At 38.5% G+C, this 21,239-nt stretch carries 18 protein-coding genes; all 18 read left to right on the top strand.

The annotated features are described in order from the left end of the window. Nucleotides 1–88: 88 nt before the first annotated feature. The 18 genes from HPE56_RS14265 (at nt 89) to HPE56_RS14350 (ending at nt 21,229) form a co-directional block, all read left to right on the top strand. Nucleotides 89–460 carry a VOC family protein gene (locus tag HPE56_RS14265; protein WP_188244431.1) on the top strand — a complete coding sequence of 124 codons (372 nt, stop codon included), beginning with the start codon at nt 89–91 and terminating at the stop codon, nt 458–460. Nucleotides 461–478: 18 nt separating this feature from the next. Beyond that, nucleotides 479–1,198 (top strand): helix-turn-helix transcriptional regulator, encoded by a 720-nt coding sequence (locus HPE56_RS20570; protein ID WP_317173211.1) that lies wholly within the window; start codon nt 479–481, stop codon nt 1,196–1,198. 46 nt (nt 1,199–1,244) lie between these two features. After that, nucleotides 1,245–1,679 (top strand): PaaI family thioesterase, encoded by a 435-nt coding sequence (locus tag HPE56_RS14275; protein WP_188244432.1) that lies wholly within the window; start codon nt 1,245–1,247, stop codon nt 1,677–1,679. A 301-nt stretch (nt 1,680–1,980) separates the two neighbouring features. Continuing rightward, nucleotides 1,981–3,216 (top strand): sensor histidine kinase, encoded by a 1,236-nt coding sequence (locus HPE56_RS14280; RefSeq protein ID WP_188244433.1) that lies wholly within the window; start codon nt 1,981–1,983, stop codon nt 3,214–3,216. Between the two features lie 264 nt (nt 3,217–3,480). After that, nucleotides 3,481–3,705, top strand: coding sequence for a putative signal transducing protein (locus HPE56_RS14285; RefSeq protein ID WP_188244434.1), 225 nt, complete (start codon nt 3,481–3,483; stop codon nt 3,703–3,705). Nucleotides 3,706–3,904: 199 nt separating this feature from the next. Beyond that, on the top strand, nt 3,905–7,978 hold the full coding sequence (locus tag HPE56_RS14290) for a hybrid sensor histidine kinase/response regulator transcription factor (RefSeq protein ID WP_188244435.1): 4,074 nt from the start codon (nt 3,905–3,907) through the stop codon (nt 7,976–7,978). A gap of 159 nt (nt 7,979–8,137) precedes the next feature. Further along, entirely contained in the window at nt 8,138–8,743 is a 606-nt protein-coding gene (locus HPE56_RS14295; protein ID WP_188244436.1) for a hypothetical protein, read from the top strand. Nucleotides 8,744–8,823: 80 nt separating this feature from the next. Then, nucleotides 8,824–8,979 (top strand): hypothetical protein, encoded by a 156-nt coding sequence (locus HPE56_RS14300; RefSeq protein ID WP_188244437.1) that lies wholly within the window; start codon nt 8,824–8,826, stop codon nt 8,977–8,979. A 206-nt stretch (nt 8,980–9,185) separates the two neighbouring features. Beyond that, nucleotides 9,186–9,668, top strand: a complete 483-nt coding sequence (locus tag HPE56_RS14305; RefSeq protein WP_188244438.1) for a YybH family protein — start codon at nt 9,186–9,188, stop codon at nt 9,666–9,668. Nucleotides 9,669–9,859: 191 nt separating this feature from the next. Continuing rightward, on the top strand, nt 9,860–11,563 hold the full coding sequence (locus tag HPE56_RS14310; RefSeq protein WP_188244439.1) for a leucine-rich repeat domain-containing protein: 1,704 nt from the start codon (nt 9,860–9,862) through the stop codon (nt 11,561–11,563). Between the two features lie 42 nt (nt 11,564–11,605). Next, the gene (locus HPE56_RS14315) at nt 11,606–13,330 is read left to right on the top strand and encodes a leucine-rich repeat domain-containing protein (RefSeq protein ID WP_188244440.1); all 1,725 of its coding nucleotides are present in this window, start codon (nt 11,606–11,608) and stop codon (nt 13,328–13,330) included. A gap of 60 nt (nt 13,331–13,390) precedes the next feature. Then, nucleotides 13,391–14,008, top strand: coding sequence for a hypothetical protein (locus tag HPE56_RS14320; RefSeq protein ID WP_188244441.1), 618 nt, complete (start codon nt 13,391–13,393; stop codon nt 14,006–14,008). An 81-nt stretch (nt 14,009–14,089) separates the two neighbouring features. Beyond that, nucleotides 14,090–15,694 (top strand): hypothetical protein, encoded by a 1,605-nt coding sequence (locus HPE56_RS14325; RefSeq protein WP_188244442.1) that lies wholly within the window; start codon nt 14,090–14,092, stop codon nt 15,692–15,694. Nucleotides 15,695–15,728: 34 nt separating this feature from the next. Continuing rightward, a complete protein-coding gene (locus tag HPE56_RS14330; protein WP_188244443.1) occupies nt 15,729–17,555 on the top strand; it encodes a M12 family metallopeptidase in 1,827 nt (608 codons plus the stop codon). Nucleotides 17,556–17,844: 289 nt separating this feature from the next. Next, the gene (gene mddA, locus HPE56_RS14335; protein ID WP_188244444.1) at nt 17,845–18,609 is read left to right on the top strand and encodes a methanethiol S-methyltransferase; all 765 of its coding nucleotides are present in this window, start codon (nt 17,845–17,847) and stop codon (nt 18,607–18,609) included. A gap of 161 nt (nt 18,610–18,770) precedes the next feature. Beyond that, nucleotides 18,771–19,043, top strand: a complete 273-nt coding sequence (locus HPE56_RS14340; protein WP_188244445.1) for a DUF4242 domain-containing protein — start codon at nt 18,771–18,773, stop codon at nt 19,041–19,043. A gap of 73 nt (nt 19,044–19,116) precedes the next feature. Then, nucleotides 19,117–19,494: a cupin domain-containing protein gene (locus tag HPE56_RS14345; protein WP_188244446.1), complete on the top strand. Its 378-nt coding sequence runs from the start codon at nt 19,117–19,119 to the stop codon at nt 19,492–19,494. A gap of 235 nt (nt 19,495–19,729) precedes the next feature. Further along, the gene (locus tag HPE56_RS14350) at nt 19,730–21,229 is read left to right on the top strand and encodes a pyridoxal phosphate-dependent decarboxylase family protein (protein ID WP_188244447.1); all 1,500 of its coding nucleotides are present in this window, start codon (nt 19,730–19,732) and stop codon (nt 21,227–21,229) included. Nucleotides 21,230–21,239 lie beyond the last annotated feature (10 nt).

A 21,239-nucleotide genomic window follows, 5' to 3' on the forward strand; every position in this document is an offset into this window, starting at 1 on the left:
AAAAGTCCTCCCTTTTTTTACCCCTGACAACATCTGACATCCTCCAAACTATCTTTGTTTCATTGTTAAACCTTAAAATCAGTAAACAATGAAAAATGCAGTCAATTGGTTTGAAATACCAGCAACAAATTACGAAAGGGCGAAAAAATTTTATGAAACCATGTTGGGAATAACCATAACGGATATGCACATGCCAAATGTCAAATACGGTATGTTCCCATATGACAATGACAACAATGGTGTTGGGGGTGGTATTGTGGAAATGGAAGGAGCAAAACCTTCTGCAGACGGTATAACCCTTTACCTCAACGCGGGGAACGACCTTATTGAGCCCTTGGGTCGGGTAGAATCCGCCGGTGGTAAAATACTTATGCCCAAGACCGATATTGGCGAAAACGGCTATATGGCCCAATTAATGGATACCGAAGGAAATAGAATAGCTTTACATTCCTGGAATTAATCAATAAACCAGTAGATAGTGAATCTTGATAGGTTCACTATCTTTACTATTGTGACCCAACTATCTAGACTCATAAACATTCTCACGCTTTTAAAATCCCGCAGGGTTTTAACCGCTACGGAACTGTCTATAAAGTATGAAATAAGTGTACGTACCGTTTACCGTGATATTCAAAAATTGATTGAAGCCGGTATTCCGGTGATTACCCTAGAAGGTCGCGGGTATACTTTAATGGATGGTTACACCATGGCTCCCGTGCAATTCACTGAAAAAGAAGCCAATGCCTTGATTACCGCCCAGCATCTAGTGAATAAAAGCAAGGATTCTTCCTTTGTTTCCGATTTCGGGGAAGCGATGATTAAGATCAAATCGGTCTTTAAGTCCTCTGTTTTAGAGAAAAGTGAGCTACTGAACAAGAAAATCTTCATTTTTGACCAGGCCAATGAGAATGTCGCGAGCAATGCGCTGTCCGAAATCCAGTTGGCAATTACCCACTTCAATTATATCGAAATCAATTACCGAAAAGCCGAAGACCCCAATATCACCTTCCGAAAAATAGAACCTTATGCCATTTTTTCGACCTACCAAAAATGGATCCTTATTGCTTGGTGCCATTTGCGTAAGGACTATAGAGCCTTCCGCATAGACCGTATTCAACACTTTAAAATATTGCAGGAAAAATTTGAAGATCGTAAGTTTAATATAAAACAGTATTTCAAGAATTGCTCTGTGAACTAATGTCAATTAGTAGTTGCATTGTATATTTGAAGTAAATTCGATTCCTATGAACAAGCCCTTAGCTTATCTCAAAGAACATCTCGGTAAAGACTCGACCCAATCCCCTTCTCCCCTTATGCGATGGTTGAATCCGACATTGGTCAGTGCCCAAGCTGGTGAACTCGAGTTTTCATACTTGGTACGGGAGGAAATGACCAACCCTTTGGGCATAATACATGGCGGAACCACAGCAGCCATTATTGACGATGCAATGGGGGCCGCAGTTTTCTCTTTGGGGGTTACCCATGCCTACACCACGGTAAACCTTTCGGTAGATTATTTCAGTCGTGCCAAAGCCGGTGATACGATTATTGCCAAAACCAATATCACAAAAAAAGGACAACAGATCATCAATGCCGAATGCGAAGTATGGAATGCCGATAAGACACGAATGATCGCCAAAGGACATTCAAACCTTATAAGGACAAAAATAGAAATCTAAGTCCTATATGTCGTTTTCCCTTCTATCCTGCGGTACCGAATAATTTTTACCGAGGTATTCCTTGACCTTGAGCATTAGTAATTTCCTCTAAAGCCAATTTTTTAAAACTCCACAAAGCTTCCTTCAATTATCGAGTACCCTATAAAAATGAGTATCTATTATAAATTTGCCTAATAGTGTTGATTCTTTTAAGAATTATCAAATACTATACCCCTTAAAAGTACGTTTAAGTCACAAAGTAAGCCTATTCCTACTTTCTAATATAAGCGTTTTTACCAACTAGCACTCCAATTAATTCACTATGATAGCACCAATAGATCATATTAAGGAAAATGAGCGATTAGCCTCCCTGAATTCTTATTCCATTCTGGATACGCTCCCCGAAGAGGACTATGATAATTTAACGGCTATTGCTGCGGAGATATGTGGGACCCCTATAAGTTTAGTAAGTTTATTGGATGATAAAAGACAATGGTTTAAATCGCATCATGGTGTCGATGCAACAGAAACCCCGAAAGAATATGCCTTCTGTGCGCATGCCATAAATGAGGACGATGATATCTTCGTGGTTCAAGATTCACGAAAGGATGAACGCTTTTACGACAACCCATTGGTAACCGGTGATACAAATGTTGTTTTCTATGCTGGTATACCATTAAATTCAGATAGTGGTTTACCCTTGGGAACATTATGTGTTATTGACCATAAACCAAAATTATTAAGTCAAAGCCAGATCAATTCCCTTAAAATCCTTGCCAAACAAGTAATCAACCTTTTACAACTCCGTAAGAGCAACCTTCAATTGGAAAAGAAAGTTGAGGAACTTGAAGAAAAAAATATAGAATTGGATCGTTTTGCCTATATCGCAGCGCATGACCTTAAATCACCTTTGAACAACATAAGCTCCACCGCTGAGATATTCTCGGAATGTTATGCCGCAAATTTTGATGAGGATGGTAAAAAAATGTTAGGATTTATTAAATCATCAACAAACCAATTAAAAGGTCTAATTGACGGTCTACTCGAATATAGCAAAAGTGAATCCATTTTGAATGAAAAGGGAACACCTATAAAAATCGAAGTACTTAGAGATGATATCGGTGGTCTTTTTTCCTTCGACAATGCATTGAACCTAAAGATCGATTCATCACTTCAAACAATCAATATCAATAGAACGGCCCTGAACCAAATATTGATCAACCTTGTTTCCAATGCCATAAAATATAATGATAAGGAGGAAATTGAAATACAGATTTCAATAGACAAAAAAGAAAATCATTACGAATTTTCAGTAAAGGACAATGGCCCGGGAATCGCCCAGGAGCACCAGGACAAGATCTTTCAAATATTCAAGACCTTGACCCCCACAGATAAATTTGGGGAAAGAGGCAATGGTATTGGTCTTGCCACCGTAAAAAAAATTACCGAAAAAATGGGAGGAACAATTTTCCTCGAATCGACCTTAGGGGAAGGTTGCAAATTCAATTTCACCCTTTTAAGTGCGGATTGTGAAACCAAAGAATTGCAAATGATCTAACCCACACAATAATTATCGAATCTTATCAAGCCATAATATTGAATATTATGGCTTCATTGTTTCCTATAGCCTGTCGGACATCGATAATTTATATAAGATGGAATGACTTCTTTTATAAACCAATAAAAAATAGCTTCTTCAAATTCGAAACAAGTCCATAGGAATTTAAGATTATAAAAGTTCTTCCTCGAAAAGGAATAATCACACAAATACATTGAAACATGCAAATTGTTACGTATCTTTAATAGTATAAATCAGGTACCCATGACATCAAATTATAAAAAGATTTTTACCGGGGATTCCCTTGTTGCACGACAGATTGTTAGCCAATTACACGGTTTGGGTATTGAGGCCATCATCAAGGACGAAGCTGAATCGGCGCGTTTGTCAGGTTTTGCCTCATCGATGTTAGGACAAGTGGATCTATTTGTAAATAAGGACGAAGTAGCCAAAGCAACTCCTGTTGTAAATAAAATCACCCAAAAATAAAATGTAAGAAAACCTCGATTCCATTCTTACTGAATATAGGGCAGTAATTGCCGATAAGGTTTATTTTTGTTCTATTTACACAGAATTCCGTTCATATACATCCTGTTTGCTTATCTTAGATAATTGCAAATTTCAACAGCCATCATCCGTTTTGGATTTTGGGATGGATTCTACAAATATTATCAACTAAGAATTAGGGATGCGAACAGTAAGTAGTCTTAAAGTTCCTATCTGCAATTTTTTATTGCTACTCCTCCCCTATTGTTGTGTTTTTTCCCAAGAAACAAACGCCCCACAAATTAGGTTCTATACCCTGGAAGATGGACTTTCACAGGTTTCCTCAAATGATCTATTACTCGATAGCTCGGGATTTGTATGGATTGCAACACAAGACGGGTTAAATAAGTTTGATGGAAACAAATTTGAACAATACAAATATGATAAAAAAGATTCGTTAACGCTTTCCGGGAACCTCACCAACAAACTCCTTGAAGATTCGGATGGTAAAATTTGGGTGGGAACGATAGGCAACGGATTGAATTTTTACGACCCAAAACTGGAAGTTTTCCATCGAATAGAATTAGAAGCATCCCCCCACGTTAATGAGATTATATCTGGCTTGGCTGAAGATGATCGGAAAAATATTTGGGTAGCTTCCCGATTGTCCGGACTCTACAAATTAGGGTATACAAGTAATGGCAATCTCGTACAAGACCATTTCCTTGAAAAAGAAATATCCGGTTTGCTTATTGATGACAAAAACACCCTATGGGTTGGTGATACCCAGGGGTATATTTACAAAATAGACCCTACTTCGGAGATTAAATCGAATGCCAGACCCATTACACAGGTCCAAGGCAACGCACAGGCATTTTACCCTACGGAAAACCAACTCCTGATTGGCGGGGACTTTGGCTTACATATTCACGATATCGCAAATCAACAGACTGAAATATACGATCTAAGTTCAGGAATGGAATTACCTACCAAACATGTCTTGGCTTTTTTAAAAAATGATGGGCAGAGTGTTTGGATAGGAACAGGAAATGGCATTTATCTTTTCGATTGGGTCAACCAGCGTATCTTAAAGAAGATTCTTTATTCGGAGGATAAGACAAACGGACTTAGTAATGGCACCGTTCAGGCCCTATTGAAAATCTCCAAGAACCAGATTTTGGTGGGCACTGCCAACTACCCTAATTTAATCGATTTAGCCGCCCCCCCTTTCAAGAATATCTCTAAAAACCAAAGAGGTGACCATTTGTTGAATGACAATGTTATTTTTTCCATTTATAAAGAGAATGATGACCTGTGGGTCGGGACGTCGGACGGCGGATTAAACCTCATCAGAAAGGGTCGGCCCTACTATTTCAAATTCAACAAGAACACCCCCAATGGGTTCACCGGTACAGTAGTGAGGGCTATTGTCAAGGATGACACCAATCAACGATTGTGGATTGCGACCACTAGGGGCATTAATATGATCGATTTAAAAACATTCAATCCCCATAACCCAAAATTCGTAGTGTTCCAATACGACCCGGGGAATGACAATTCCATAAATGGTGATTTTTTAAAAGATCTTGTATTGGACCACAATAACAATCTTTGGGGGGCAACCTATGGCCATGGTATTTTTCGTTTGGAATATTCCGATGAGACGAACTTTAAGATCTTTAGGTACAAAAACAAAGTTTCGGACAAAAACTCCCTATATAATGACTTTTCGGATTGTATAACAGTCGATAAGGAAAATAACCTATGGATTGGGACGCAATCTGGACTCTCCAGGCTAAGCTTTGACAATGTGGATTACCAAAACCCGGTTTTCACCAATTTTTCCAAGAAGGAGAATGACCCTTCTTCCCTGGTTCACAATTCGGTATATGATATTCTCATCGATAAGAAAGATCGTATATGGCTAGGCACCCGTAGTGGTTTTAGCCAATACCTTGGCAATGGCAAGTTTAAATCCTGGACACAGCAAAAGCAGTTTAGCAATGATGTCGTATATAGCATTCAACATGACCAAAACGGTGATTTATGGCTAGGAACCAATGATGGCTTGATAAAGTACAATCCGGACAGCGATTCCTTTAAACAATTCAATATAGAAGATGGCATTCAAAGTAAGGAGTTTGATATTCATGCCCGGTTTATAGACCCTAATGGCACTATCTACTTTGGAGGGATTGGAGGCGTTACCTATTTTCACCCTAACGATCTAAAAGAAATAGATAAACCACAACATTTGTACTTTTCAGATTTACTTGTAAAAGGTAAAACCGTAAAGATCAAAAAAGAAGTAAATGCAATTTTGAACCAAGGTTTAAAAGAAACTACGCATCTTAAATTCAAGCATAATGAATTTCCGTTTTTTCTTCAGTTTTCCTCCATAGATTACAGAATCAATAAAAATGTGGAGTATGGTTATAAATTATTGCCTACCGATACGGAATGGATTTTTCTAAAGGAACCTGAAATTCAATTTTTGAACCATCCTGCCGGCAACTATACTTTGTTGGTAAATGGTTTTTCCCGTGGCAAGGAATGGGCACAGGCACCTTTGCAAATGAACCTTGACATCTTGCCGCCATGGTGGGCCACTTGGTGGGCCTATATCGTTTATATTGGGATTGCCGTGGCCTTTGCCGATAGGTTTTACCGCTTTCAACTTTCAAAGAGAATGGCAGTGGCAGAAAGCACACGATTAAAGGAGTTGAATGAGTTTAAAAACAGTTTATACGATAATATCACCCACGAGTTCCGTACTCCATTGACCGTTATCCTGGGAATGGCTGACACCTTGGATACCAACGTGAAACACAAGAGTTTTGAAGGGGCTGAAAAATCCTTGGAAATGATCCGCCGCAATGGCAATAACCTTTTGCATCTGGTGAATGAGTTATTGGACCTTGCAAAGATAGAGAGTGGGAATATGGAATTGAATTTGGTGCAGACCGATGTCATCCCGTTTGTAAAATATTTGAGTGAGAGTTTTCATTCTTTGGCGCAGTCGAAGCATATCAATCTTACGGTTTACTCGGAAATCGAGACTTTGGAAATGGATATTGATGTAAACAAAGTAGCTTCGATCATTTCAAATCTACTTTCAAACGCCATAAAATTCACTCCGGCCCATGGCAAAATCGTCGTCCATTTGAACAAAAGCAAAATAACGGATAACGAATTATTTACCATAAAAGTGCAAGACAACGGTCTGGGGCTGGCCAAAGATGATATGGCCCATTTATTCGACCGTTTTTATCAGGTAAACAATGAATCCATGTATAAACAGGAAGGGACGGGCATAGGACTTTCCTTAACCAAGGAATTTGTGGAATTGATGAACGGGACCATTGGAGTAGAAAGCACCCTAGGAAAAGGGAGTACTTTTAGCGTACAATTACCCATAACCAATGCTGCAACTAAAACTGATGATGCCAACATAACGATTGCGGCACCCCTTAAGATTCCATTTCCAAATCAAAAAGAACAAATCGATCTTTCCGAAAAGTCGTCCGAATTTCCTCTTGTACTTATTATCGAAGATAATGACGATGTTGCCCATTATCTCGAAACCTGCCTAAAAAGCAACTATCAGACGATTCATGCAAAAAATGGTGATGCTGGAATAAAAATGGCCATGGAGCGCATCCCCAATATTATCATTTCTGATGTAATGATGCCTGGCAAGGATGGTTATGAAGTGTGTGCCACCCTAAAGGCTGATGAACGCACCGATCATATCCCTATAATTCTCTTAACGGCAAAGGTCACCACTAAAGATAGACTTACGGGCCTTACCCATGGTGCGGACGCCTATTTGGCAAAGCCTTTTATTAGAGAAGAATTGTTTACGCGGTTAGATCAATTGATTTTGGTGCGTAAAAAATTGATCGGTAAATTGGAGAAAAACGGATTGGCCTCCCTGTTAAAGGATAAAGTTAAAAATCCACAAACCAAATTTTTACAACACGTCATAAAGATCATTCATGAGCATTTGGATGACACTAATTTTGGTCCCGCACAATTGGCCCAAGAAATACATTTAAGCGAATCCCAGACCTATAGAAAATTAAAAGCCATTACCGACAGATCCACAGCGGTTTTTATTCGTTCCGTTCGTCTTCAAAAAGCCAAGGAGTTGATCGAGACTACCGATAAAACCATCTCCGAAATCGCCTATGAGACCGGTTTTAACGATCCCTCCTGGTTTAGTAGAGCCTTTAAGGAAGAGTTTGGGATTACACCTAGTGATTTTAATAAATAATTAATAATCAAGTATTTAAACATGTGCTATTGCATGCTATGCAATAATAGTGCTTGATTTTTCTTCCCAATTCCCAAATACTTCAAGTGATTGAAAAAATGGTAAATGCCATTTTTTGGAAAGCACCATATCATTGTATCATAATTAAATCGAATAGTTATGAAATCTACAATGAAATTTTTTACCTACGGGATACTGATTTTCGCCTTGGTATTTTCTTCTTGTTCCAAAGATGGGGATGTAGGACCAATCGGCCCAGCAGGTACTGATGGTGTTGACGGAATTAACGGCGAAGATGGAAATGCCAATGTTCAAACCTTTGTATTTAAAAATGCCATAGGGAATAATGGCAGATTAACTTTAATGATACCTGAAATTACCAAAAATATTTTTGATGATGGGGTGGTTTTAGGCTTCGTTCAACCAGGTGAGGGTTCCTTGGCTGCCATTCAAATGCCATATCACAATGGTACTAATCAAATTATAGGAGGATTTTATCAGATTGGATCTTATTCTTTTCAAGTCTATGACGAAGGCAATAGACAAGTTGGCTTTGATGGTGATGTTCTTTTGAATTCTATACATGCTTACAGAGTTGTCATAATCCAACCTAGTAACACTACTACCATAACTGGCAATGGAAGTGGAAAAACATTTTTACCTAAAAATGGCAAAGAAGCTATTCTTGATGAACTAAGTAAAGCACAGGTTGATATTCATGATTATTATGCTGTCTGCGAGTATTATGGGGTTTGTAAGAATTAAAACATAATGGGCATTTTATCAAAATGTATGGACACAGTTGTCTAATATGAATACTTCTCTTCACTCTAAAAATAAAACATATGAATACAATTAAAACACTTCGGAAAAGAACGCCCAAAATCAACCTTATCATTTACTTATTATTTGCAGTTGTACTAACCGGCTTTAGCAAAGATGACGGTATGTTCATAATTCTCGAATCTACCCATGGGACCAATCTAATTGAATATCAGTAATACGCTATAAGAGGAAATCAATTTCGATATATCATAATTCCTTCAGGAACTTCCTGTAAATCCTCGTCTACTGACTATTATAAACTTACCTATGAAGAGGTAATTGAACATTTTGGTTTCGAAAAATAAAGTTTAATACCAGGAATTTTTACACTAACGCTTTCAAGTCATATTTCAATAAATCGAACTTATTAAAAACAAATATTATGAAAACAAGATTAACATATTCATTACTTATAATTATTGGTTTTGCATTTACAAATTGCAAAGCTCAAACAGACTTAATAAATGATGAATTTCCAGAAGCTAAACAGGAGGTAATGGAAACTTTCGGCGCCATAGCACAGAGTATTAAAGATAAGGATTTAGACAAACTAATTGCATTCCATGCCTATGGCCCAAAGTTTACGGAATTTAAAAATGGTGAGCCTAGAAATGGATCGGAAGCAAATGAAACTCACGAACGCAATATTTTCGGTTCTGTAAGTGAAGTTGTAAAGTTCGATGCGAAAGATCTTCAAATTGCAGTTTATGGCGATGTCGCCAACCTAACTTTCCATTCTGATTTTCATCTAAAATTCGGGAAAGACCTTGTTGTAGTCAACGACCAAATTACGCTACTCTTTGTCAAAACTACAGATGGATGGAAAATGGCACATGAGCATCATTCTCCTTTAAAGAATGAATAAAACTAAAGAAGGGCCATTTACCGGAAGACTAGAGTACACCCCTACCTCATTCAATAACAAAATATGGTAATAGGTGGGGCAACTGGTTCCGCTCTTTTAACTAACACATGGGCTATTGATCAATACGTATCGAAGAGCTCTGCAACAACTGGAAATCAACAAAATCAAGCTTAATTTTTAAAAAAAGAGTCATGAAAACCATACAAACAGGCTTTAAGGTAAACATAGAGGTTATCATTATTATCCTTCTATTTCTTATGATTGGTTTAACGGGGTGCAGCAAAGATGACGACTCAGGCTCTAAGGAAATTGCAAAAAGCAGCGAGAAACAAATCACCAGTTTTGTTTTTCGATCTGCCAACACCTTTTTCCAAACCGATTTGGTGGCAACCATAGATAAAGAAAATAAAACGGTCGATGTCACCGTACCACCAGATGCGGACGTTTCAAGCCTACTTCCCGAAATTAAAATATCAAAGGGGGCCACTATTGATAAAACCACGGCCCAAAACTTTACCCAGCCTGTTATATACGTGGTTACCGCCGAAGATGGGTCTACGGCCACTTATACGATAACTGTTCATTTCCCATTAACACAACGTCAGATTTTACAGGCCATTCTAGATGTCAACCCCGGCAATACCATTTCCTGGGATTTATTGAATACCGATGATTTAAATGATCTTGATGGCGTAGTTACAAATACAGAAGACAAAATCACTCGTTTAACCCTTGGAGAATTAGGCATAACTGCTTTACCCAAGGAAATTGGCCTATTAACCGAATTAACCTATTTATACCTTGGCGAATCCGAACTCAGGGAATTACCAAGTGAAATAGGGCAATTAACCAACTTGGAAGAATTGCATCTACATGATAACTTTATTACGTCCTTACCCAAGGAAATTGGCAATTTAAGTTCTTTATTGTTTTTAGGTCTTGATGGAAACACACTGACAACATTACCTGATGAAATCAACAAGTTAAAAAACCTGGAAATACTTTATTTAGGGGGCAACCGGCTCACCGCTATACCTCCAAGTATGGGTGAAATGGTAAATCTCAAACAACTTACCCTATCCAGCAACCTATTGACCGAGTTACCTGTTGAAATATGTTCATTGGTAAATTTGACCGTATTGGATTTGAGTATCAATGATATTATATCGGTTCCCCAAGAAATTGAACAGCTGGTTCATTTAGAAAGGTTCTTCTTGACTGGTAATGAACTTACTACGATCCCTAAGGAATTGGGGAAATTGGTACATCTTGAAATTTTATCCTTAAACAATAATCAACTTACTTCTGTTCCTCCTGAAATAGGGTTTCTCATAAACTTAAACATATTGCGTTTATCCGAGAACAACATAACTGCCTTACCATTATCGGTTTATTATATTAAGAATTTTCATAATCCTACAATGACCATCACCCATGATCTGGTCCAATTGGGAAATGACACTCCATTAGACGCACTCATTGGAATTTACACTGCTAACCCCGGAAATACCTTGGGGTGGAGTGTGGACCACTATCCTGAAGTTACATTTCATGACAATGGTAACCCTAAAACCATTACCATGAACAATAAAAACCTGACAAGAATACCTGAAAACATCAACCGTATTAATTCCTTGGAGACTTTGGATGCAAATAGCAATAATCTAGAAAGCTTACCCCCATCCCTTGGTAGTCTAGAAACCTTAGCCGTTTTGACTTTGGCCAGTAACCAACTCAATACGGTTCCGCCAGAATTAGGGCAGTTAACCAATTTAGCCCTATTGAGTTTAACCAACAACCCTATAAGTAGCATACCCCAAGAAGTTTGTGATCAGCAAATATCGAATGGTGGCATACTTACAATTTTAACAGATCCTGGGAAGGGTTGTGACTAAAAACCTTTTTTTCAAATTATAAAAAGTTTTAAAACAATAGTTATGAAAACACTTAAAACCGTTTATAAAAACACTTTTATAACAAAGCTTATCATCGTACTCCTTTTAGTAACATTTACTATGGGCTGTAGCAAAGATGATGCCCAAGATCCTGTCGTTATAGCAACCCCAAAAGAAGAACCAGAACTGAGCGAAGCTAAAGAAATCACCAGTTTTGTATTTCTATTGACCAATAACCCTATAGAGGTAAACGTGGTGGCAACCATTGATGAAGAGAATAGGACCATTACAGCTGCCATGCCACCGGGTACTGACCTTTCAGGACTCTTACCAGAAGTGAAAATTTCTGAACTCGCAACCCTAGACCTTGATACAGCGCAGGACTTTACCGACCCCTTAGCATATACGGTGACTGCTGAAGACGGTAGTACCACGGTATATACCGTTACCATTACCGCACTTTTAACCCAACGCGAAATCTTACAGGCCATTTTGGATGCCAACCCTGGAAATACACTTACCTGGGATCTTAATTTAACAGAGAATTTAGGAGATATAGACGGGATTACTTTAAATACCCAAGGCGAAATTATTGACTTGACCTTAGACGGAGGTGCTATCTCCGTCATCCCTGTAGAAATAGGGCAATTAACTAGTTTGGAATTTCTAAAACTAAATCGAAACCCACTTACAACGTTAATTCCTGAAATAGGGCAATTAACTAATTTAATAGAACTGAGCTTATATGGATGTGATTTTTCACAACTACCTCCGGAAATAGGACTATTAACTAATTTAAAATTTTTGGGAATAGGTGTTAATAATCTCTCCTCAATACCTCCAGAAATTGGGAAATTAAAAAAATTGGAGAAATTGTATTTACACTCGAACCAAATTACTTCATTACCCGCGGAAATAGGACAATTAACCAATTTGGAACAATTAAGGTTAGATGTTAACGAACTTACTGAAATACCCCCAGAAATAGGGCTCTTGACAAAATTAAAAACGTTACTTATAGGTAGTAACCAACATACTGAATTACCTCCGGAAATAGGACAATTGATTAATTTAACTTGGTTATATTCAGCCAATGGCCCGCTTACTTACCTTCCTCCAGAAATAGGACAATTAAGAAATTTAACAGAATTGGAGGTTTATAATACCCAACTTACTTCCTTACCTCCGGAAATAGGCTTTCTTGGTAAATTGGAAAAGTTAAATTTGACTCAAATAAATAGTATATCCACATTACCTGAGTCTATCTCTTATTTAGTCGAATTGCGAAGTCTTATTGTTTTTTCAGATAATACGATTCCGTACGAAACTACCTCCCAAAAAGATGCCCTCATCAGTATTTATAGTGCCAACCCTGGTAATACGTTGGGGTGGGGCGTTGATAATTTTCCCGAAGTTACTTTTCATGCCAATGGTAACCCTAAAACCATTACCATGAACAATAAAAACCTGACAAGAATACCTAAAAACATCAACCGTATTAATTCCTTGGAGACTTTGGATGCAAACAGCAATAATCTAGAAAGCCTACCCGCATCCCTTGGTAGTATAGAAACTTTAGCCGTTTTGACTTTGGCCAGTAACCAACTCAATACGGTACCGCCAGAGTTAGGACAGCTAAACAATTTAGCCTTACTGAGTATAACCAATAACCCCATTACAAGTTTACCGCAAGAAGTTTGTGATATGCAAACAACAAACGGTGGTATACTCACCATATTAACAGATCCTGGAGAAGGGTGTGATTAAATGAAGGGACAGAATGATCTTTAAAACAATACCATTTCAAAATCATATAAATCAAAAATCATGTATACGGATATCACAGAAGGGCGTAAAAGAAATTTCATTTACTTAATTATATGCCTTTTGATATCCGTTTATCTTTCCCCTGTACTCGCCCAGGATACACGCGATCATCGAACAAATAAGAAGGCCTCTGTCAATAGCCAAATAGTCTATTTTGATGAAGCCGATGCCATTTTTGGTAAAAGAACAGAGGTTAAAAAAGCATATCCCACATTTAAATATACAGGTAAGGTACCTACAATCAGCGTAACCCAAGCATTGAAGGACGGGGTGAATTCGATTTATGGATTGAAGTCTGGCCACACCTTATATGCCATTGTACAAAAAGGAAAGATCATTCGATTTGAAGGGGCCAATGACGGGTCCTCCAATACATTACTTTTTTCAGAAACTGACAATAACAAGTCTTGCTTTACTTGTACAGAACTCTGTTTTAATACGGCAGATGGCGGCGTACAAGATTGCTGGACGATTTGCGAAACGGTTGATTGTTCAACAGATTACAATGCCCAAAAACAAGGACAATCGGCACCAACCCCTTCACCGTCAGGGCCAATTCCCATACCCTATCCAAATAGCTCAAAGTTGGATAGCACGAACCGGTTTAACCCCAATTAAATACGTGTAGGTCCATTACCTGCATTTTGATAAGGGGACTTTATTAAAATTTTAGAACAAATAAATTTAAAGTCAAGTATCATGAAGACAGCAACGATATTGAAGTTTATAAAGAACCCGATTTACCCATTTATCGTGTTTTTTACAACGGTTTGCATTTGGCCCGTTCAGGCGCAAACTGTCCGCGACCATAGAAATAAAACGAAAAAAACCGTCGTACGTGACCACAGAAATCAAACCACCTTTAAACCCTTAAACCATTATTGGAATGATAGTAGAAAGGACAACCAGCTTACTGCAACAATCGAAGGTAAGAATGGGGCATTGGGCGCGGACTATCGTTTTGTGCGACAAGATGGATATGTCTTGGAAAAAGCTTCTAGCATAGAAGGACAAGCTATACCCCTTTACTTGTACTATAATAAAACTCTTGAGGATAATTTTTCAACGGCTTCCCCAGAGGGAATTAAAGCTGCTAAAGCGGCGGGATATAAAAAAGTAAGAGTCCAAGGGTATATTCTAAAAAATGTAAAACCAAATTATCAACATTTATACAAGCCGCTTTGGTTGTATTACCATGACACCCGAAAAGACAATTTCACAATTGCTACAGCAGAGGGTATGAGCGTAGCAGAAGCAGGAGGATATCGAAAGGTAAGGGTCGAAGGTTATATTTTAAACGCTTTAGACGACAACCATCAAATAGAAATTACAACAGCATTAAGTGCAAGGTACTTGAATAATTATCCAAGCGATCGAGGAAATGGTTGGAGTGACAAACTGCAAGGTGTTGGCCATGATGATACTAATTGGTTTTTTACGCAAAAGGAGCGGTTGTGGAAGTTTCCTATATCACACGACCTGAACAAACATGTAAGTCGAAATAATTTGCCTTCTGGAGTCAAAACCGTATCAATTCCAAACGTATTAAAAAAACTAGGTTATAACCATTTTGGCGATCTGGTCGAACATAAGGGTTTTTTGTTTATCCCTTTGGAAGCTGAGCACAATAGTTATAGGAAAGCAGTTAGTTATGTAGGTATTGAAGTAGACAGTCCTAAGAACGGAACGAATCCATTAATTGCTGTATTTAGGGCCTCTGATTTATCTTATGTTGGTTCAGGGGCTTTACCAGCCCAGACCAAAGCTGGTTGGTGCGCTATACACCCTCAAAATGGCATGTTGTATACGTCTAACAATAGTATGAATATCGACAATAAATTACTGGTCTATACCATGGATTTAGAAGCTTTGAAAGAGAATAGGAAATGGCTAAAGTATAGTGGTTCTAAAGATTTGTTGGATGAGAATGGAAATATTATTACCATAAAAGGATATATGCAGGGTGGGGAATTTTCAGATGACGGTAAATTTCTGTTCATCATAAATGGTAAAGGCACTGATTTCAATAAAAAAGATGGGGGTATATGGGTTTTCAATTTTAAAACTAGAAGAAAGGCACTAAAATCGGAAACCAGCGGAGTCTTTAAATATGAATTTAATCCAGGTTATAATATGGAAGAACCGGAAGGTCTTACCTACTGGGATTTAGACAACTTAAACGCGCCAGGAATCAAGGGGAAACTACATGCTATCCTATTGAACAGCGATGCCACTAGTAGTGATGAATTTTGGTTAAAACATTATGATCTTAAATCAATTAGAGTCCCTTTATATGGGAATTGAAGGCAAGATTAAAATAATTCTAAAAAATAAAGTTATGACACTGAAAATAAAATCTAAAAGAAACCTAATCTGTTTGACCATAGGCATTCTCAGCTTAGTATTCAGTTTGCCCATTCAAGCGCAAATTGTACGTGACCATAGAAACAAGAAAAAAGCCGAAAAATCGGAAATCGAAATGTTTCATCCGAAAAGTACAGAACGGATAGAGAAAAAAGTCAATGCATATTTACCTTTTCACCAAGCGTCTAAACTGGTCGCTATGGAATTTGTAGATGGTATGGCGGTCATGGAAGGTGATATCGTATTAGGGCCAAGCCTTCTATATTCCGGTGAAAATCAATTTGCCGTTGTCATTGATGGTGATACGTATCGTTGGAGAGATGGCATAATTCCCTTTACCATTGAAAGTGGACATCCCCAAAGTGAATTAATCCTACAGGCCATTCAACATATTCATGAACAAACCAACCTTAAATTAGTTTCACGCACCAATGAAAATGATTATGTCACATTCATTACAGGAGATGGTTGTTGGTCCAGAATAGGCCGATGTGGCGGAAAGCAAAGCATCAATATAGGGGCTTGTGGTTTTGGCAGTATTGTCCATGAAATTCTGCACACTGCAGGATTATGGCACGAACAGTCTCGCGAAGACCGGAATGAACATGTCACCATACTATGGGAGAATATAAAACCGGACAAAAAAAACAATTTTGAAAGACATATTTCTGATGGCATTGATATTGGGCAATATGACTGTAATTCCATCATGCATTATCCGCCTTACGCTTTTAGCAAAAGTATTTTACCAACCATCACGAGTACAAAATGCACCTCTTTTGGTCAACGGAGCGGCATGAGCTCGGGAGATAAAATGGCAATCAATGAATTGTATAAAGTTAAAGTCCCTGAAAATTTAACCAATAGGCCTTGGTATTTGGTGGTAAGGCATAGTGGAAAAGTTGTGAATATCCACGGGGGTCGCTTAAACCCTAAAGCCAATGTGCTGCAATATGAACTGAACCATAAAGATTCACAAAAATTCCGTTTGTTGAACGCGGGAAATGGTTATTACTATATCCAAAATTTGGGAAGTAACCTGGTACTGGATGTTGAGGGTGGCAATGCCTCGGCCCCGACAAATGTATGGCAATACCCAAAAAATGGTACAGATGCCCAAAAATGGCAATTAATAGATGCAGGAAGTGGCAACTATTATATCCGTTCAAAATTAGGTGACTTGAATTTAGATGTAGAAGGGGGACTTAAGGACAATGGAACCAATATCAGGGTAGCGGCTACAAAAGGAGGCCCGGCGCAACAGTTTAAATTAAAGGAAGCTGCCTACTCTCCCCCACCAAAAGACAGTTACACCAAACCTTTAGAGCATTATTGGAACGGTACACGAAAAGACAACTTCAGTACAGCGAGTATTGCGGGTAAAAACAATGCCTTGAACGGGAATTACCGATTTGTTCGAGTAGATGGTTATGTGTTGAACAAACCTACATCCACTGAGGGTACGGCCGTACCACTTTACTTGTATTACAATAACACCCGGAAGGATAATTTTACGACGGCCTCCACCGAGGGTATTAGGGCTGCGGAAGCAGGAGGGTATCGCAAAGCAGGAATTGAAGGGTATGTTTTAAGTACGGTCAAAACAAAATACAAGCACTTATACAAACCCCTTTGGCTGTATTATCATGATGTCCGTAAGGATAATTTTGTCACGGCAACCAAACAAGGCATGGATGTGGCCGAGGCAGGCGGCTATCGCAAAGTAAGGATTGAAGGCTATGTTAGAGTAGATCAAACCTCAAATTTAGCAACAAATCTAAACAATAAAGCAAAAAATTAGTGGGTGCAAAGACGTGCTGGCACAGAAACCGGTTGGTCTTTGCTACGCGTGTTAAGTTAGACCAACAATCCCATGGCCTACCCTTAGAAGTTTGCAATTTGCATTCTTACGGATCCCATTCACTAATACTACTAGTATTTGCACAAATAGTGAATGCTTATCCTTTATCGATAAACTACTATTGTATTCCAATTTGATCATTGAGTCCGCAATTTCTCCCTAGTGGGCCAATCCATGCCTTTACAAAAGGCATAACCATTTATTTTTCAATAACCTTAAACCTAATAAAATGAAAAAAGTACTTGTTCTCCTTTACGGGATTGCCGCCTATGTTATTTTTTTAATCGCCTTTTTATATGCCATCGGCTTTGTAGGCAATTTGATGGTGCCTAAATCCATAGATTCGGGTGAGGAGGCACCCTTAATGCAATCCATTTTAATCAATATTGGACTTCTTAGCATATTCGCGATGCAGCATAGCATTATGGCTCGACCTGCTTTTAAAAAATGGATCAAACGGTTTATCAATCCAGCTATTGAGAGAAGTACTTATATTCTATTATCGAGCCTAGCACTCTTACTAATTTACTGGAAATGGCAACCCATGACGACTATTGTATGGGAAACAGATGGTGCAATCGCTATGCTATTGACCGTAGTTTTCTTTTTAGGTTGGTTGGTGGTATTCCTGTCCACTTTTATGATCAGTCATTTTGAGCTTTTTGGTCTTACACAGATCTATGAGAATTTCAAAGATCAAAAATTAACGTATCCAAAATTCCAGACGAATTGGTTCTATAAAATCGTAAGACATCCAATTATGTTAGGCTTTATCATTGCTTTTTGGGCAGCACCGACCATGACACTTGGACATTTGTTGTTCACAGTAGTCACTACTGCATATATTTTGATAGCAATCAAATTTTTAGAAGAAAAAGATTTGAAAAAGATAATTGGCAAAGAATACGTAGAATATCAAAAACAGGTACCTATGATCGTTCCTTTTTCAAAAATCGTTAACGTAGAAAACACAAATAGTCCCCAAAAGGTTTAATAGTGATTTCTATAAAGGAAACCTTAAAACAAAACCTTTATCAATACAATCTTGGCGATACACCATAAAAGTTTAAAATATGAAAGTGGAGACCAGCGACCATTCCTAAAAACGGGGCGACACCGAAAAGCCATACGAGTAGGAAAACTAATTTAAAAATTATGCCAAAATATATAATCGAAAGGGAGATCCCTGGAGCCGGAAATTTAACTGAAGAACAATTAAAGGGTATCTCACAGACATCTTGTGGAGTCCTAAGTAATATGGGACCACAGATCCAGTGGGTACACAGTTATGTGACTTCAGACAAAATCTACTGTATTTACAATGCACCCAATGAAGAGATGGTTCGTGAACACGCAAAACAAGGAGGGTTCCCTGCAAATTCAGTGAGCCAAGTAGCCACAATCATTGACCCCACAACGGCGGAATAAGCAGTATCCAAAATTTAAAACAGGTGGTATTCCAACCCTTGGGATTTATTGTTTAACTTATAAAAATAAAATCATGAAAATCAAAAAAGAAGATCTTCCAACCACAATGCAGGACGGAAATTTGCATATGCGTGCCCAATCCGATTGTGGTGGCATCACCATAGGGTTCAATGAACTACCCGCAGGGACCGATTTCACACCTTTGTTAAAGGGGTTGAATCACGACAGTTGCCATTGTCCCCATTGGGGCTATGTCATAGAAGGAAAAATGCTGATCATTTACGATGACGGAAAAGAAGAATTGGTCACCGCAGGTGATGTCTACTACTGGCCAGCGGGCCATACGGCCATTGTAAAAGAAAATCTAAAACTGCTTGAATTCAGTCCGACCAAAGAACTAAACGAAGTACTTACCCATGTGGGAAAAAGGATGGCCGAGTTATCCGAATGAAGACTCCCCTATTACTTTTTTATAGGTTAGCAGATAGTTACTTATTCGATTTCGCAAATTTTGTTAGGACTATCAGGTTGAGCGAAGTCGAAACCTATGTGGTGCAACTAAAAAGTTCTCGACTGCGCTCGAACGGACAGAAAGGTATTTTTTAAACATTGATAGCCAATATCATATGATGTTGTTTTGGCATATATTTATCCACTGACCTCAATACTATTTTTAAAATGCAAAAATGAGAAAAACACCAATGCATATCGAAAGGGAGGAATTCAAAAAATTGGGATATCAATTGGTGGATACCATCGCTAGGTTTATGGAAAATATTGATGAATATCCGGTTACCAAGGGTGAATCCCCCTTGCAGGTTCAAAGGGCATTAGGGGATTCCAATTTTCCCGAACAAGGTAAAACCGCCCAAGAGATATTGAACAGGTCAACTGAACTATTACTCGAACATTCCCTGTTCAACGGACATCCCAAATTCCTAGGATATATTACCTCTTCCCCTGCCCCTATCGGAATCTTAGCGGATATGCTTGCAACTGCGGTCAATCAAAACGTAGGTGCCCAAATCCTAAGTCCAATGGCCACTGAAATCGAAAAACAAACGATAAAATGGTTATGCCAGTTCATAGGGGTTTCTTCTGACTACGGAGGTATCCTCGTCAGTGGCGGCAATATGGCGAACTTCAACGCTTTCCTGGTGGCAAGAACAGCAAAGGCCGATATGGCCTTAAAAGAAGACGGACTCTTTAATTCCCATTCGAAGCTGCTTACCTATTGCTCAAAAACCACCCATGCATGGGTCGAAAAGGCTGCCATACTCTTTGGTCATGGTTCAAAATCGGTACGATGGATTCCCACAAATCCGGAAAACCGAATGAACAATGAAATTCTGGCACAGACCATAGAACAAGATATAAATAACGGATTTCAACCTTTCCTTGTCGTAGGTACGGCCGGTGATGTCAGTACCGGTGTAGTCGATAATCTACAAGAGATTTCAGCAATCTGTAAAAAACACAATTTATGGTTCCATATTGATGGTGCCTATGGCGCACCCGCAGCGATTATCCCCGAATTGAAAAATATATTTAAAGGGATTGAAGAAGCGGATTCCATAGCACTGGACCCCCACAAATGGCTGTATGCACCGTTAGAAGCCGGTTGTACATTGGTTAAAAACCCCAAGCACCTGACAGACACCTACAGTGCCCATCCGGAATATTACAATTTCAGTAAGGACGAAGAAGGACAGTCGCTGAATTTTTATGAATATGGATTACAAAATTCCCGTGGATTTAGGGCTTTGAAAGTTTGGATGGCATTACAGCAATTGGGTAGGGAAGGTTATCAAAGGATGATTGCCGACGATATCCAACTATCCCAGTATATGTTCGATCTGGCCAAAAAGCATCCAGAATTGGAAGCAATGACCCAGAACTTGAGTATTACTACGTTTAGATTTGTTCCGAAAGACCTTATCCCAGATAACCCAAAAGACAAGGAAACCTATTTGAACGAACTGAATGAATCCTTGGTAGATAAACTACAACATGGAGGAGAGGTCTTTTTGTCCAATGCCATTGTTAATGGAAAATACGGTTTACGAGGTTGTATCGTAAACTTTAGAACTTCTAAAAAAGATATTGGGGAGATTATTGAAATTGTAGTTAGGGAAGGGCGAAAAACACATCAAAAATTCATGGAAGAAATTCCATTGAAAAACTAAAAGAGAAACT

It is taken from the genome of Maribacter aquimaris (assembly GCF_014596745.1).
Lineage (GTDB): Bacteria > Bacteroidota > Bacteroidia > Flavobacteriales > Flavobacteriaceae > Maribacter_A > Maribacter_A aquimaris.